Below are 12,942 nucleotides of genomic sequence, written 5' to 3'. Positions count from 1 at the left end.
AAAATCGGGTCCCGGCGCGGACGGGTGCCCCTAACCCAGGAGCTTCCCGGCCCGCTCCATCTTCGCCCGGATGTCGAGGCCGTGGATGCACTTCGCCGTGCATGTCCGGCAGTCCAGGCATACCGAGGCAGACGAAGAAACGGGGAGTTGACGGTAGGTTTCGCGCGCGAGGCCCTCTTCCCGGTAAGCCTCCGCGTACATGAGGCTGCGGTTGATCGTGCCGATCTGTACGCCGAAGGGGCATCCGGCCTCGCAGGCGCCGCAGAAGCGGCAGTACACGGAATCGATGGAGGCCCGGTAATGATCGAGGATGTAGCGGTCCAGGGGCCCGAATTTCATCCCCATCACGGCGATGTCCTCCCGAAGCTCCGCCATGTCCCGCATTCCAGGGATGATCGCGGCGACATGGCGGTTCCTGAGGACCCACTTCAGGGCGGCCTGGTAGGGACTGATCGGCCCCGGGGGGTTGGTCCGGTATCCCCCGGCCAGGGACTTCATGGCGACGATCCCGACACCGGCCCCGGCGGCCCGTGCCAGGGCCTTCGTCGTCGCGGCGTCGCTCTCGAAGTTGTACTTCACCAGGGCTACGTCGAAAAACCGGTCCCGGTCGTCGACCAGCGCATGGAGGACCTCGGCCTCGTTGCTGTGGGAGGTCACTCCGAAAAAGCGTACCTTCCCCTGCTGCCGGAGCTTAAGGAGGGCCTCCCGGATGTCCGCGCTGAAGATCCGGTCCTGCCTCCCGGAGATGCTGTGGAGCTGGATCACGTCGATGCGGTCCGTCTCCAGCATCCTGAGGCTGGTCTCCACGTCGCGGATGACCTGCTTTCCCGACCGCCCGGTCGTCTTCGTCGCGACATAGACCCTGTTCCGACGGCCCTTCAGGGCCCTCCCGACGATCTCCTCGTTCCGGCCGCCCATGTAGACCCTGGCCGTGTCCACGTAATTGACGCCATGGTCGAAGGCCGTCTCCAGCACCTCCGCCTCCGGCGTCAGCATCGCTCCGAAACTGATGACGGTAATGTTCAGCCCCGTGCGGCCCAGGGTTCGGTACACGGGTCCGGGAAACGGCGAGGACCCGGGCGACGCGCTCCGGGCGGCCTCCGCGATGCCCTCCCAGCCCAGGAGGGCGGTGCCGGCCCCCGCCGCGCTGATCTGCAGAAATTCCCTCCGGTTCAGTTTGCCCATCGCTCAGCCTCCTTTCCCATGGAAAGAGGGGTCACAAGGGAGAGGGAGGTTCCATGGCGTTTCGACATTATCACGTTTTCATACTGGTTGAAACGGCTCCGCTGCTTTTCCCGTCGTGCTGGAGTCAGGTCTTGAAATGCCCCCTACATCCGATCAGCGTGTCAGGCTTGGCAGTCCCGGCCAAGTCTCGTTATTGACCGGTTTCGGATATCCCGGATCGGTCCTGTCCGCTTTGATATCGAAACGAACATACTCGCCATCTTTAAAGAAATAGGATTTCCCATTTCTCCAGTTTGCAGCGGCGTCGATGCCGTCCATCCATGGGACTCCCGGCCAGGTCTCTCCGTTGATCGGCTTTGGATAACCGGGATCAACCCGGTCGGCCTTGATGTCGTAGCGGACATACTGGTTGCCCCTGAAAAAATATGCCTTGCCGTTACCCCAGTTCACGGCGGCGTCTATGCCGTCCATCCACGGCACCCCCGGCCAGGTCTCTCCGTTGATCGGTTTTGGATAACCGGGATCAACCCGGTCGGCTTTGATGTCGTAGCGGACATACTGGTTGCCCCTGAAAAAATACGCCTTGCCGTTGCCCCAGTTCACGGCGGCGTCTATGCCGTCCGTCCACGGCACCCCCGGCCAGGTCTCTCCGTTGATCGGCTTCGGATAACCGGGATCAACCCGGTCGGCCTTGATGTCATAGCGGACATACCGGTTGCCCCTGAAAAAATACGCCTTGCCGTTATCCCATTCCACAGCGGCATCAATGGCCTTGCCGGTCTCCAAACGTTGTGCCGAAGCGGTCGGAATGAACGTGAGACTCAACATCAAAAGGACAATGCACAACCTCTTCAAAAAAGACACTCCCATCACAACCTCCCTTTCCTGATCCAATAACCTTTTCTGACCCCTTGCTTCACGTTACCGGACAACCATCAGTTTGCCCTCGATGTCGCCGACAAAGATCGGCAGCTCCGATGTCGAGCCGTCGGAGGATCGGGTCCGGATCAATTCCGCATCCCCGTCACGAATGTGCCAAAGGCCGTTCACCTTCTCCGCCCTCAGCTTTTTCGCATCGATCCCGGCCAGCCGGCCTTTGAAAAAGTCCTCCTTCAGCATGGAAGCGACGGATTCCCGGAAGTCCGCCACCGGCCGCCCGTAGGCCCGGGCGTAATCCTCCGCCTTGACCTCCATCGCCTGCAGGATCGCCCTGGCGTCCTTCTTCCGGAAAAGACCATGGAGCCGGACGGCATATTCCAGGACCTCCCGCTCGCCGAACCGGGACGGCCCGGATGCCAGGAGATGGCTGCTGAAGTCCAGGCTCGTGTTGAACGTTTTCGTCACGACCTTCGGCGTCCGTCCCGACAGGTCGGCGTCGGCCAGCATGACGTGGAACAGGTTTCCCCGGTCGCCGGTGGAGACGACGTCTCCCATGGCCAGCCCGGAGGCGCCCAGGGAGAAGCTCGCCGGGGCCTTCGGATCCTTCTTGCGCAGCTCGGCCCGGATCTCGTTTCGGCCGGTCAGCCAGACGTTCACGGCGGCGGTGCCGGTGACGGGTCCCCCCTTGAAGTCGCTGACCGTGAAACCGTTGATCGTCAGCCGGCCGCCGACATTTTCACCCTGCCACATGACCTGATAGATCCTGTTCCCCTGTCCCTTTGCCGCGGCCTTCCCTCCCCCGGCCGCGGCGGCCTCTTCAGAACCGGAACACAGGACGGCAAATGCAAGCAGAAGAGCACCGATGGAATGCTTCATTGGATTCACCTCGAAGAAAGGGGCCAGCCCCGGTTTTGCGCCTACTTTGCTTTTTCCGCGGGAGCCGGGGGCGTTGCCGGGGCCGGGACCGCCGCAGGAGCCGCCACCTTGTCGTCCCCGCGTTTCTCCTCTGCCGCTTTCGCTTTTTCCACCGCCGCGCCCCCTTCCTTTTCCGGCTTTGCCTTCCCGGCCGTCAAACCCGCGATCTGCTCTTCCTGGGCCTTGATCCTGGCAGCCAGGTCCGTGATCTGCTGCTTGACGGTTGTGATATTCCCCTCCGCCTTGATCCGGTCTCCCTCCAGGTCGACTTTCTTCAGTTTCAGTTTTGTCGTCGCCTTGATGTTCTCTTCCTTCTTGCCCAGGCCCGCCGCGTCAACGGCCGCCATTTTCACGATGTCGTAATCAAGGTTTGCATCTTTCAGGCCGATTGCCACGAGGTCCTCTTCATAGTCGGCCTGCTTTTTCTGCTTTGCCGCCAACTCGGTTTTCATCTTCGCCAGTTTCAGCTTTTCATCGGCGACCCGGACCGCAAACTCCGCCTTGGGAAAATCCCCGCGCTTGTCCCCCGGGACCTTGGCCACGAGATTCGGATCCACGTTCGAGGTTATGGATGTGACCGTCGTGGAGACGGAGCTCGAAATGTCGCTCATCGTTGCGCATCCGGAGATTGCAATGGCCATGGAAAGCAAGAAAAAGATGACGGCTGATCGTTTCATTATCTGCCTCCTTTCGTGTCTGAAGTTGCATGGGGCGTTCGCTGAACGGAAACCCTGTACACCTCGCGGAGAGATTCGTTCCTGAACGTTGAATCGCAAAGAGGGCTCTATCAATTCTTTTGTCGAATCCACGCTGGATGGAAATGAAAAACGAACCGAAGTCGAAATCCCTCTCGTTCCTGTATGCCATTCCCTTCTTCCAGGATCAGGGGGCCTGCCACCCCATGACGGGAACCGTGCTGATGCTGTTCTTCGGGCTGCCCGAGATGACCCGGTCGCTGTAGGACACGTAGACCAGGACGTTGCGTTTCCGATCGTAGAAGCGGACGACCTGCAGCGACTTGAAGACGAGGCTGCGCTGCTCGTCGAAGACGCGCTCGCCGTCCTTGATCTCGCCCGTAAACCGGATGGGACCCACCTGGCGGCAGGCGATGCTGGCATCGCTCGTGTCCTCCGCCACGCCCAGGGCTCCCTTGACGCCCCCGGTCTGGGCCCGGGCAATGTGGCAGGCCACGCCCTGGATCTTGGGATCGTCGAATCCGTCCACCACGATCTTGTCGTTGGGACCGATCCACCGGAACTGGGTGCTCACCGAGCCGGTGGTTCCGCGGTCCGGGCGGCCGACAATCCACCACCCCACCAGAACGATTACAAGCAGGACTGCAATGCCGATCACCACCAGGTACTTCTTCATACCCCATCCCCTTTACTCGTCTTTTTTCTCACAAACCGGATCTGGCACCTGCCGTGTCCCTTCGCGATGGTCTCGCCCAGCTCCAGCTCGCAGCCGAAGGATTCGGCGATGCCCCGGTCTCCCTGCATGGCGATGTCGCAGAGCTTCTCGATCCGCTCGTCCGCGGCGCCGTACGATTGCCAGGCCGCCACCAGCGGACAGTGGTGGAAGTCGATCTCCAGCCGGTCGTCCGTGCAGTACAGGATCTTCATCTCGAAGACCATCCTCGCCGGCAGCGTAAAGAGCGTTTTCTTCAGTCCCTTCAGGCTCCTGGTGCCCGCCCTGTCAACGAGCTGTCCGCCCTGGAAACACCCGCACCGCAGGATGGCCGCCCTCGCGAAGCCTTCCGTGTCGATGCCGCGCTTTTCCGCTTCATCCAGGAGGAGATACAGCCAGGCGGCCCGGTGCTCCAGCGTCGACCGCACGCCCTGGATCAGCTTCCCCTTGTGTTTCGGCTCGTTCCCGATGTTCGACATCCGCCGGTCTCCTGTTCTGATTGCGGCTCCCTGCTTCCGTGCCGCTACGGAGCGGCGCCCGCGGCCTCCAGGTCCTTGAAAACGGCCTTCAGCGCCGGCGCAATCGCCGCGTCTTTCTTCCTTACCTCTTCCCAGTCGATCACCTGGCGGGCCATCTTCTCGACGACCGGGATCATCTTCCGGTTGGCCGGGTCGGCCAGGATGAAGCGGGTTACGAGGGCCCGGTAGAAGGTGGCGAGCGACACGTCCCTCCTGACCGTCACGCCGTCCGGCACCCGCCGGATCGACGGGACGGCGGCAAGCAGCCTTTCTTCGGAGAGGACAAAGCGCTCCTCCGGCAGCGGCCCGTTGAGGACGATCCGGTCCAGGACCAAAAACGGCCGCACCGCGTTCACATCGGCCTTGAAAAACTCGATCCGGCCGTAAGGGCTCCCGCTTCTCGATGGCGTCACGTACGCCAGGAATCGTCCCCCCCGCCGGGTCTTCCCCTCGACGACGAATCGGTCTCCTTCCGCTTTCGCGATCCCGATGCCCTGATCCGCCCCGGCCATGACGGAGCGGAGGTCGATCACCACGTCGTCGGCCCTCGCCTCTCCCGGCTTCCCCTTGCCGTCTTCCGGCTCATGCACCCCGAACACCAGCTTCAGGCTCTCCTCGGCGGAATCCATCCGGAGGAGGAATTGCGGTGCCGCCTTGCCCAGGAGGACCTCCGAAGCAACCGGGTCGTAAAACAGGTAGGAGTTCCCCGCGCCGACCAGGATCGGCATCCCGTCGCGGGGATCCAGGACAGTCAGGCTGTGCCGGTTGGGCTGCCTTCCCGCAACCAGGAACCGCAGTTGGATGCCCTCGAAGTCGAGGGTGCCCCGGACCTCGAAGGTCGAGATTTTCTTGTCCTCCAGGGTGATGCGCGGCGCCAGCCGGACCAGCTCCTCGACGGACGCTCCCCCGAACACCGGACTCCAGCCTGCCGCCAGGAGCCCCGCCACCATCCACGCAATGAATATCTTTTTCATGCTCCCCCCTGAAAACAGACCGGATGCATTGGGACCGTGCACCATCGATCCGGCCTATCCGCCCGGCCGCCGCTTCTTCTCTTCCTCCTCCTGCAGCACGCGCCGCAGGACCTTGCCGATCAGCGACTTGGGCAGCGAATCGCGAAATTCGACGTACCGGGGCACCTTGTATGCCGTCAGGCTCTCCCGGCAGAAGACCTTCAACTCTTCCTCGGTGCACGTCCCGTCCGGCCTCAAGACGACCCAGGCCTTGACGGCCTCCCCCTGCTCGGGGTCCCGGACGCCGGCCACACCCACTTCGAGCACCGCCGGGTGGCGGGCGATGACCTCCTCCACCTCCCCGGGGAAGACCTGGTGGCCGCTGGGCTTGATCAACTCCTTCTTGCGCGAGGTGATGAACAGGTAGCCGTCTCCGTCCAGGTGGCCGACGTCGCCGGTGTACAGCCATCCATCGCGCAGCATATCCGCGGTGGCCTCCGGATTGTTCCAGTAGCCCTGCATCAGCTGCGGCGACCGGATGACGATCTCGCCGGTTTCCCCGGTCGGCATCTCCTGCTCGGCGGTGAGGATGTCGACGATCTTCACCTCCACGTCCGGGGTGGGCAGGCCGACGGCCCCTTCCTTCCACGTTCCCAGGATCGGCCCCATGGCGATGATGCCCGACTCCGTCAGGCCGTAGGCCTCGACGAGCTTTCCGCCGGTCAGCGCCTCCCAGCTCCTCTTCGTCTCCGGCAGGAGCGGCGCGGCGGCGGCCACGCACATCTTCATGGACCGGAAATCGATCTTTCCGGACTTCACCTCCGGGTTGTTCATCAGGCCGATGAACAGCGTGGCGATGCCCGGGAAGAACCGCGGCCGGGTCGTCCGGATGGTGGACAAGAGGTCGGGGACGTCCCGCGGGTTGGGCACGAGGACAATGGGCACCCGGGCATGAAGCAGGGTCGAGACCAGGATGATGTTTCCGTAGATGTGGAAGAGCGGCATCAGGAGGACCGTGACGTCCTCCCAGTCCACGAGGAGCGTGGAGAACCAGGAGCGTGTCTGCATGCCGTTCATGAAGATGCTTCCGTGCGACAGCATGACGCCCTTGGGCGTGCCCGTGGTGCCCCCGCTGAAGAGGATCAGCCCCGTGTCGTCCCGGTTCAGCTTCACCTCCGGAAGCGGCGATCCGGCGTATTTCCGGATGGCGTCCTGGAGCCGGAGGTCGCCGGCCTCCAGCTCGACGGCATGCCCCTGCTTCTTCTCCATCAGGAGCCCGAAAAGGAAGCGCTTCAGCGGCGCCAGGTACTCCTTGACCGACGTGGCAATGACCGTCTTCACGCCCGTCCGCTCCTGGACGCTCTTCAGCAGGCGGTAGAACGGGGTCATGACGATGGCGATCTCCGCCCCGACATCCTGCAGGGTGTGCACCAGCTCTGCCTCGCCGTAGAGGGGATTGACCGGCACTGCGATGCCCCCGGCCTTCCAGACGGCGAACTGGCAGATGAGCATCTGGGGGATGTTGGGCATCATGAGGGCCACGCGGTCGCCCTTCTTCACGCCTAGCCCGGCGAGCGCCCGCGCCACCCCCTCCACGTGTCCCAGGAACTGTGCATAGGTGATGACGGCTCCCTTGAACCATATCATCGTGTGTCCCGGGCGCTGCCGTGCGGTGTCGTACACCACGTCCAGCAGGGTCCGGTCCGGGTAGGGCTCCAGGGTGTGGGGCACCCCCGAGTCATAGTTTTTGAACCAGGGAAAATCGGCCACGTCGCACCTCCTCAGTGTCTCGTAATGAGGAATGGAACTGCACGATCCGTAGATTGGAGAGGCAGATCCCTTCCTGTCACTCCCGCTTGAAGGTCATCTTCAATTCATACACCCCGTCGGATATGTGTTTCTCCATCCTGGTCTCCATCTTCTCGAAGAGACCCATCATGGAGGTGTTTTCGACAAGCACCTCGGCGGTGAAGCCGTTGAGCCCCTGCTTCACGGCAACCTGGGTAAGGTATTTCAACAGCATCGACCCGACACCCAACCCCTGGTGATCGTCCCGCACTGCGAAGGCAGCCTCCCCGTAATTTGATTTTGGATCAAGCCGGTACTCGCAGACACCGATGACCGTCTCGACTTCCTCCTCCTCTTGTTGCACGGCGAGGATCACCATTTCCTCGGCATAGTTGACCACGATAAAATTCTTGAGCCTTTCATGAGGCATGTCGAGCCGCGCATTCATGAACCGGCGCTTGATGCTCTTGTCCGACAGGGCGTAGAAGAAATCTTTCAGGATGTCCTCGTCGCCGAGCCTGACCGGCCTCAGAAGGACGGGCTCCCCGTTTTTCAGGACTTTCCCCGTCTCGAGGTGTTCCGGATAAATGCCTCCCATTCCGGGCACAAGGGTCTGAGACGGGAGAACAAGCCCCCGTTTCCTGGCCTCTTCGAGCAGGGAAGGCCTGAACTTCGGGTGGGCGATGCTGATGAGGGCCATCGCCCTCTCGCGGAGGCTCCGTCCATGGAGAAAGACATAGCCGTACTCCGTGACGACATATTCGGCATCGCAGCGCATGTTGGATATGCCGGCGCCTCCCTGGAGCGACGCCACGATTCGCGAGCGGCTCCCGTCCGGCGTCGTGGACGGCATGGCGAAGATCGCCGTGCCTCCCGCGGCCATGGCGGCGCCCCGCATGAAGTCCGCCTGTCCTCCGATCCCGCGGGGAGTCGCCGATTCAGGATCTTCCTCCGTGGTCTGGCCGGTCAGATCGACAAGCCGGGCCTCGTTGATCGAGAGCATGTTCTCCTGCGAGGCAATGACAAGAGGGCTGTTCGTATAGTCGATCGGCATGAACTGCACCATCGGGTTCTCGTGAATGTACTCGAAGCTCTCCTTTGTCCCGGCGCAAAGTGCGGCAACGGTTTTCCCCCTGTCTCTGGATTTCTTCCGGTTCGTCACGGCTCCGCAGCGCATCAGGGCGACCATTCCGTCCGTGAGAACGTCCGTATGAATCCCAAGGTCTTTCTTCTCCCTGAGGTTCGCCAGCACGGCATCCGGAATGGGACCGAATCCCGCCTGGATCGTATCTCCGTCCTTCACAAGGAGAGAGACGTAGCGGCCGATTGCAGAAACAATCTCATCGCAGTGCTCCATCCTGTATTCGATCAGGGGTTCATCGAAAGGAACCAGGAAGTTCACGTCCGTGGCGTGAATAAACGTGTCGCCGGGCACCCAGGGCATGAAGCTGTTTACCTGTGCGATGACCAGATCCGCCCGCTTCACGGCCGACTTGACGATGTCGACGCTGACCCCGAGGCTCATGTACCCGTTCCTGTCCGGAGGGGATACCTGGATCAGGGCCACGTCCAGGTCCAGGAAACCCCGCTCAAAGGCGCGAGGCATCTGAAACGGAAAGATCGGCGTGAAGTCGGCCAGGCCCGAGGAAAAGGCGTTCCGAACGGCATCGCACACGAAAAAAGAATTGACCCGGAAGTTGGAGCGGAGCCGCTCATCGGCGTATTCGGCCGGCCCCACGTTCCAGAGGTGGATCACCTCGACGTCGAAGAAGGCTTTCGGCTTTGCGAGCGCATACTCCACGAGGGAGCGAACCAGATAGCGCGGCTCACCGCATGCCGAACCGATGAAAAGCTCGTTTCCGCGCCGTATGCCGCTGAATGCCTCGGCCGCGGTTGTAAACTTCTCCGGATATCTCTCCTTCAGCGCATTCAGATTCTTCTCTCTCTTCTCGTCCATGATGCTCCCCCCGATCTCTTTGCAAAAGGGATTTTCCAGCCGGTCCCGGACGCCCGGTGTGCCGGTGCAATATCCGTCAATCGGCGACGGATTGCCGCTTCATCCCTTAACCGTGAAGGACTTGTCACACTGCTTGCTTGCTGCGGAAATCGACAAAGGCTCTGCCCGGCTTTCCGCCGGATTGACGTTTCCCGATTCCCGGCAAGGGTTCGAATATCCATTATGCGCCGCCGGGACTCGCCCGGCTGACGTATCAGGCGGCCGCTGGCCGAGAGCGGAGCCCTGCCGGAAAACCTCCGGAATTTCTGCGAAGGTAACAGCCACCGTCTCATTTGTCGAGGGATTCGTGCACGACAAGGGTGCGAACGGCTTCCTGATTCTTGACATCGGGCACACATTCGTCGATGATGAAGCCCGATTGGCCATCCACCCTTCGTCTCTCGCCCGTCCCGCGGGCGTATTCCCCGGGAGGGGTCTTGCATATACGCCAGGCCGGGATGCCGGGTCCCCGCGCGATCCGGTGCCGCAACGGGGTTCACCAGCCGACAACGGAACGACAAGACAAAGGAGGTCCGGCATGCGCAGACGGAACATCGGATTCGTCGTCCTGGCCGCCCTGTCGATCGCCCTCTTGATTCCGGCATTTTCGACAGCCCAGAAGAACGGCGCCGGGGACTCCCGGGAAACCTGCTACCGATGCCATCCCCAGATCAAATCCCTGAAGGAAGGATCCAGGCACGGGCCCCTCGCCTGCGGCACCTGCCACAGCGGCATGAAGGAGCACCTGCAGAACCCCCGCAACAAGCCGGCCGCGCTGGCGGTTGACCAGCCCGTCTGCGGCCGCTGCCACAGTGACCAGCTCGAAAGCTTCCGGATGGTCAACTACCAGGCCCAGGCCCGAAAGGAGAAGGGCGTGCCCACCGGCCGCTCCCCCATGCAGGACAAGCTCCTGGCCCCCCACGGCTTCACGAAGGAGCATAACGAGCCGCGGGCGCACGTCTTCATGCTGACCGACCAGTTCGTGGTGGACCGCTTCATCGGCGGCCGCTTCCAGCACAAGAAGGGCTTTGCCGGCATCAACCAGACCGGCCGGGCCTGGGACGTCCTCGTCGACACGGGGCGGGAGCTGCCCGAGACCGCGAAGGCCGGCAACGCCACCTGCATCCAGTGCAAGACCTCCGACCACATCCTGAACTGGAAGCACATGGGTGACAAGGATCCGAAGGCGAAGTGGGACCGGGGATCCGATGTCGCCGCGATGTCCAGGGCGACGCAGAACCCCGTGGGCTGCATCCACTGCCATGACGGCCACGGCGCCGCCCCCCGGGTCGTCCGGGACGCCCTCATCGAGGCGGTCGACAAGGAAGGAGCGCAGACCTTCGCCCGGAACGGGAAGACGGACATGAAGGTGGTCGATTTCCGGGGCTTCCGGAAGATCGGCGTCCTGGGCAAGACCGACTCCCGGATGATGTGCGCCCAGTGCCACGTGGAATACGCCTGCAACGCCGGGTTCGAGTTCGGCACGGGGAAGAAGGTGGGCTACGAGGACCGCCGCACGAACCACTACCCGATGAAGAACGCGAAGGACATCCTGGCCCACTACAAGAAGGTGAACTTCTACGATTTCCGGCACGCCGTGACGGGCGCCCGGCTGGTCAAGCTGCAGCACCCGGAGGCGGAGACCTATTGGGGCAGCGCCCACGACCGGGCCGGCGTCCAGTGCCACCAGTGCCACATGCCGAAGGTCAAGGCCGGATCGGGGAAGAGCTACACGACCCACGCCGTCGTCCGGCCCATCCACTCGGTCCGGGAGGCTTGCCTGGGCTGCCATCCCAAATCCACGGCGGAAGAGAAGCGTTACCAGATCGAGACGGTCCAGAACTACACGAAGGGCAAGATACGGAAGGCCGAGTACTGGCTGGGGAAACTGATCGACACCTACGAGACGGCCCGAAGGGCGGGCGTCCCTGAATCAGCCCTCGCGCAGGCTCGGGAAAAGCACGAAGAGGCACACGTCCTCTGGGAATGGTGGACCGCCGAGAACAGCGACGGCTGGCACAATGCGGAGCTGGCGAGGGAGAGCCTGGCCGCCTCCATCATCGCCTCCCGGCAGGGCATCGATGTCCTGACCAAGGCCATGGAGGGCAAGCGATAAGCCGGGTCTTTCTCAGCAAATTGACGTTTTCTTAAATATTTCTGAGAATTGAAACCACGATTCAGGACACGAAAGTCCCTGAACCATCATTTCTCTCGCTTCAGCACGCGCTCAATTTTCGAAACAAATTGCGTCGCGAATGCCAACGACTGCTCCGCTTCACTTTTCGATATCATACCCGCCGTGTCATACACGGCCTGATTCCGTTTCACACGCATCTTGTCGAAAAAGCGGACCTCGTCTTCAAACCTCTCGCCCAGGACAAGCTCCGCAAACCGGATGGCCGTCTTGTGCTGCCCCTCCCCGACCGGTCTGTACCCTTCCTGATACATGAGTGCCCGAACCGATTGAAGAATAGCATTGTACGCGATGTTGTATGTCCAGTCGTTGTTGATTCCGAGCATCGCTTTGGCCGCCTTCAGGTCCCGATTCGCCAGATCCACTTGCTGCCGGATTTGCAGGGTCTTGGCCTTGAAAGGTTTGAGCAGTCTTTTTTCAAGCAGTTCTTCGTAGCTCACCCTCATCTCCGATCAGCATAATGATGGGCTCCTCCATAATATTGACCATAAAGGGGTCCCTCTTTTTCATGCGACTCCTGTACTCTTTGAGGCTGTACAGGGATGGATTGACAGCCCGGCCGAGAACTTTCTCCGGATCCTTCAGGAGTCTCAACAGGCTCTCCAGCGGGATTTCGCCGACGATCATCAGGTCGATATCGCTGCTCGCCGTCTCCGTACCGGCGGCCACAGAACCATAGAGAAAAGCATAGTTGATGCCTTTCACCCCGGTAAGCGTTTCCGTCAGCTTGCCTGCGGCACCTCTTGTCTTCAGGATTATGGATTTTAACTCGTCGTAGAGCAGATACCCCTTGTTCAGAGCGTAGTATTTCAGGTTCCCCTCTTTCCGGCTGGTGAGGAGACCGATGCCTTCCAGGTTCCTCAGTTCACGGCTTATGTTGCCCTTGTCTTCCGAAGTAAGATTTGCGATTTCTCCAATATACAGGCTGCTGTCCGGCCGCGAAAAGAAGAGCGCCAGAAGCTCTACCCTCAATTTTGACGAAAAAAGTCTTATCAGCATGGGGTCCCCCGGTCGTTGTAAGCATTACAACAATCGTTGTGTTATTTACAACTATTTTCTGACTGGCAGGAATCGTCGGGACAAGTCACCGGGGAAGGCAATTTTCTG

At 61.5% G+C, this 12,942-nt stretch carries 12 protein-coding genes; 1 reads left to right on the top strand and 11 read right to left on the bottom strand.

Annotated features, from left to right (window positions below; translation table 11 throughout):
- Nucleotides 1-30: 30 nt before the first annotated feature.
- From PLO63_05795 to PLO63_05755, 9 genes are all read right to left on the bottom strand, one after another.
- Nucleotides 31-1,185 (bottom strand): aldo/keto reductase, encoded by a 1,155-nt coding sequence (locus PLO63_05795; protein HOI73645.1) that lies wholly within the window; start codon nucleotides 1,183-1,185, stop codon nucleotides 31-33.
- A 153-nt stretch (nucleotides 1,186-1,338) separates the two neighbouring features.
- Nucleotides 1,339-2,055, bottom strand: a complete 717-nt coding sequence (locus PLO63_05790; protein ID HOI73644.1) for a hemopexin repeat-containing protein — start codon at nucleotides 2,053-2,055, stop codon at nucleotides 1,339-1,341.
- A gap of 51 nt (nucleotides 2,056-2,106) precedes the next feature.
- On the bottom strand, nucleotides 2,107-2,940 hold the full coding sequence (locus PLO63_05785) for a hypothetical protein (protein ID HOI73643.1): 834 nt from the start codon (nucleotides 2,938-2,940) through the stop codon (nucleotides 2,107-2,109).
- A gap of 41 nt (nucleotides 2,941-2,981) precedes the next feature.
- Nucleotides 2,982-3,656: a hypothetical protein gene (locus PLO63_05780; protein HOI73642.1), complete on the bottom strand. Its 675-nt coding sequence runs from the start codon at nucleotides 3,654-3,656 to the stop codon at nucleotides 2,982-2,984.
- 205 nt (nucleotides 3,657-3,861) lie between these two features.
- Nucleotides 3,862-4,350: a CreA family protein gene (locus tag PLO63_05775; protein HOI73641.1), complete on the bottom strand. Its 489-nt coding sequence runs from the start codon at nucleotides 4,348-4,350 to the stop codon at nucleotides 3,862-3,864.
- The gene (locus tag PLO63_05770; protein HOI73640.1) at nucleotides 4,347-4,865 is read right to left on the bottom strand and encodes an L-2-amino-thiazoline-4-carboxylic acid hydrolase; all 519 of its coding nucleotides are present in this window, start codon (nucleotides 4,863-4,865) and stop codon (nucleotides 4,347-4,349) included. Before PLO63_05770 ends, PLO63_05775 begins: the two co-directional genes overlap by 4 nt.
- A 44-nt stretch (nucleotides 4,866-4,909) precedes the next feature.
- Nucleotides 4,910-5,878 (bottom strand): hypothetical protein, encoded by a 969-nt coding sequence (locus PLO63_05765; protein ID HOI73639.1) that lies wholly within the window; start codon nucleotides 5,876-5,878, stop codon nucleotides 4,910-4,912.
- Nucleotides 5,879-5,932: 54 nt separating this feature from the next.
- Nucleotides 5,933-7,627 (bottom strand): AMP-binding protein, encoded by a 1,695-nt coding sequence (locus tag PLO63_05760; protein HOI73638.1) that lies wholly within the window; start codon nucleotides 7,625-7,627, stop codon nucleotides 5,933-5,935.
- A 76-nt stretch (nucleotides 7,628-7,703) separates the two neighbouring features.
- On the bottom strand, nucleotides 7,704-9,602 hold the full coding sequence (locus tag PLO63_05755) for a GNAT family N-acetyltransferase (GenBank protein ID HOI73637.1): 1,899 nt from the start codon (nucleotides 9,600-9,602) through the stop codon (nucleotides 7,704-7,706).
- A 577-nt stretch (nucleotides 9,603-10,179) separates the two neighbouring features.
- Here PLO63_05755 and PLO63_05750 point away from each other — a divergent pair.
- Nucleotides 10,180-11,757, top strand: coding sequence for an ammonia-forming cytochrome c nitrite reductase subunit c552 (locus PLO63_05750; protein ID HOI73636.1), 1,578 nt, complete (start codon nucleotides 10,180-10,182; stop codon nucleotides 11,755-11,757).
- Nucleotides 11,758-11,843: 86 nt separating this feature from the next.
- Here the strand turns inward: PLO63_05750 and PLO63_05745 are convergent, their stop codons facing one another.
- A complete protein-coding gene (locus tag PLO63_05745) occupies nucleotides 11,844-12,275 on the bottom strand; it encodes a HEPN domain-containing protein (GenBank protein ID HOI73635.1) in 432 nt (143 codons plus the stop codon).
- On the bottom strand, nucleotides 12,253-12,834 hold the full coding sequence (locus PLO63_05740) for a nucleotidyltransferase domain-containing protein (GenBank protein HOI73634.1): 582 nt from the start codon (nucleotides 12,832-12,834) through the stop codon (nucleotides 12,253-12,255). Before PLO63_05740 ends, PLO63_05745 begins: the two co-directional genes overlap by 23 nt.
- Between the last annotated feature and the right edge of the window lie 108 nt (nucleotides 12,835-12,942).

This window comes from Syntrophales bacterium, assembly GCA_035363115.1.
In the GTDB taxonomy this organism is placed as follows: Bacteria; Desulfobacterota; Syntrophia; order Syntrophales; family PHBD01; genus PHBD01.
Note: the sequence above shows the minus strand (reverse complement) of the source record. Positions and strands in the feature narration are given on the sequence as shown.

Excerpts from the sequence above, each read along its gene's own strand:
- PLO63_05795 (HOI73645.1), bottom strand. The coding sequence starts at position 1,185 with ATGGGCAAACTGAACCGGAGGGAATTTCTGCAGATCAGCGCGGCGGGG.
- PLO63_05790 (HOI73644.1), bottom strand. The coding sequence starts at position 2,055 with ATGGGAGTGTCTTTTTTGAAGAGGTTGTGCATTGTCCTTTTGATGTTG.
- PLO63_05785 (HOI73643.1), bottom strand. The coding sequence starts at position 2,940 with ATGAAGCATTCCATCGGTGCTCTTCTGCTTGCATTTGCCGTCCTGTGT.
- PLO63_05780 (HOI73642.1), bottom strand. The coding sequence starts at position 3,656 with ATGAAACGATCAGCCGTCATCTTTTTCTTGCTTTCCATGGCCATTGCA.
- PLO63_05775 (HOI73641.1), bottom strand. The coding sequence starts at position 4,350 with ATGAAGAAGTACCTGGTGGTGATCGGCATTGCAGTCCTGCTTGTAATC.
- PLO63_05770 (HOI73640.1), bottom strand. The coding sequence starts at position 4,865 with ATGTCGAACATCGGGAACGAGCCGAAACACAAGGGGAAGCTGATCCAG.
- PLO63_05765 (HOI73639.1), bottom strand. The coding sequence starts at position 5,878 with ATGAAAAAGATATTCATTGCGTGGATGGTGGCGGGGCTCCTGGCGGCA.
- PLO63_05755 (HOI73637.1), bottom strand. The coding sequence starts at position 9,602 with ATGGACGAGAAGAGAGAGAAGAATCTGAATGCGCTGAAGGAGAGATAT.
- PLO63_05750 (HOI73636.1), top strand. The coding sequence starts at position 10,180 with ATGCGCAGACGGAACATCGGATTCGTCGTCCTGGCCGCCCTGTCGATC.
- PLO63_05740 (HOI73634.1), bottom strand. The coding sequence starts at position 12,834 with ATGCTGATAAGACTTTTTTCGTCAAAATTGAGGGTAGAGCTTCTGGCG.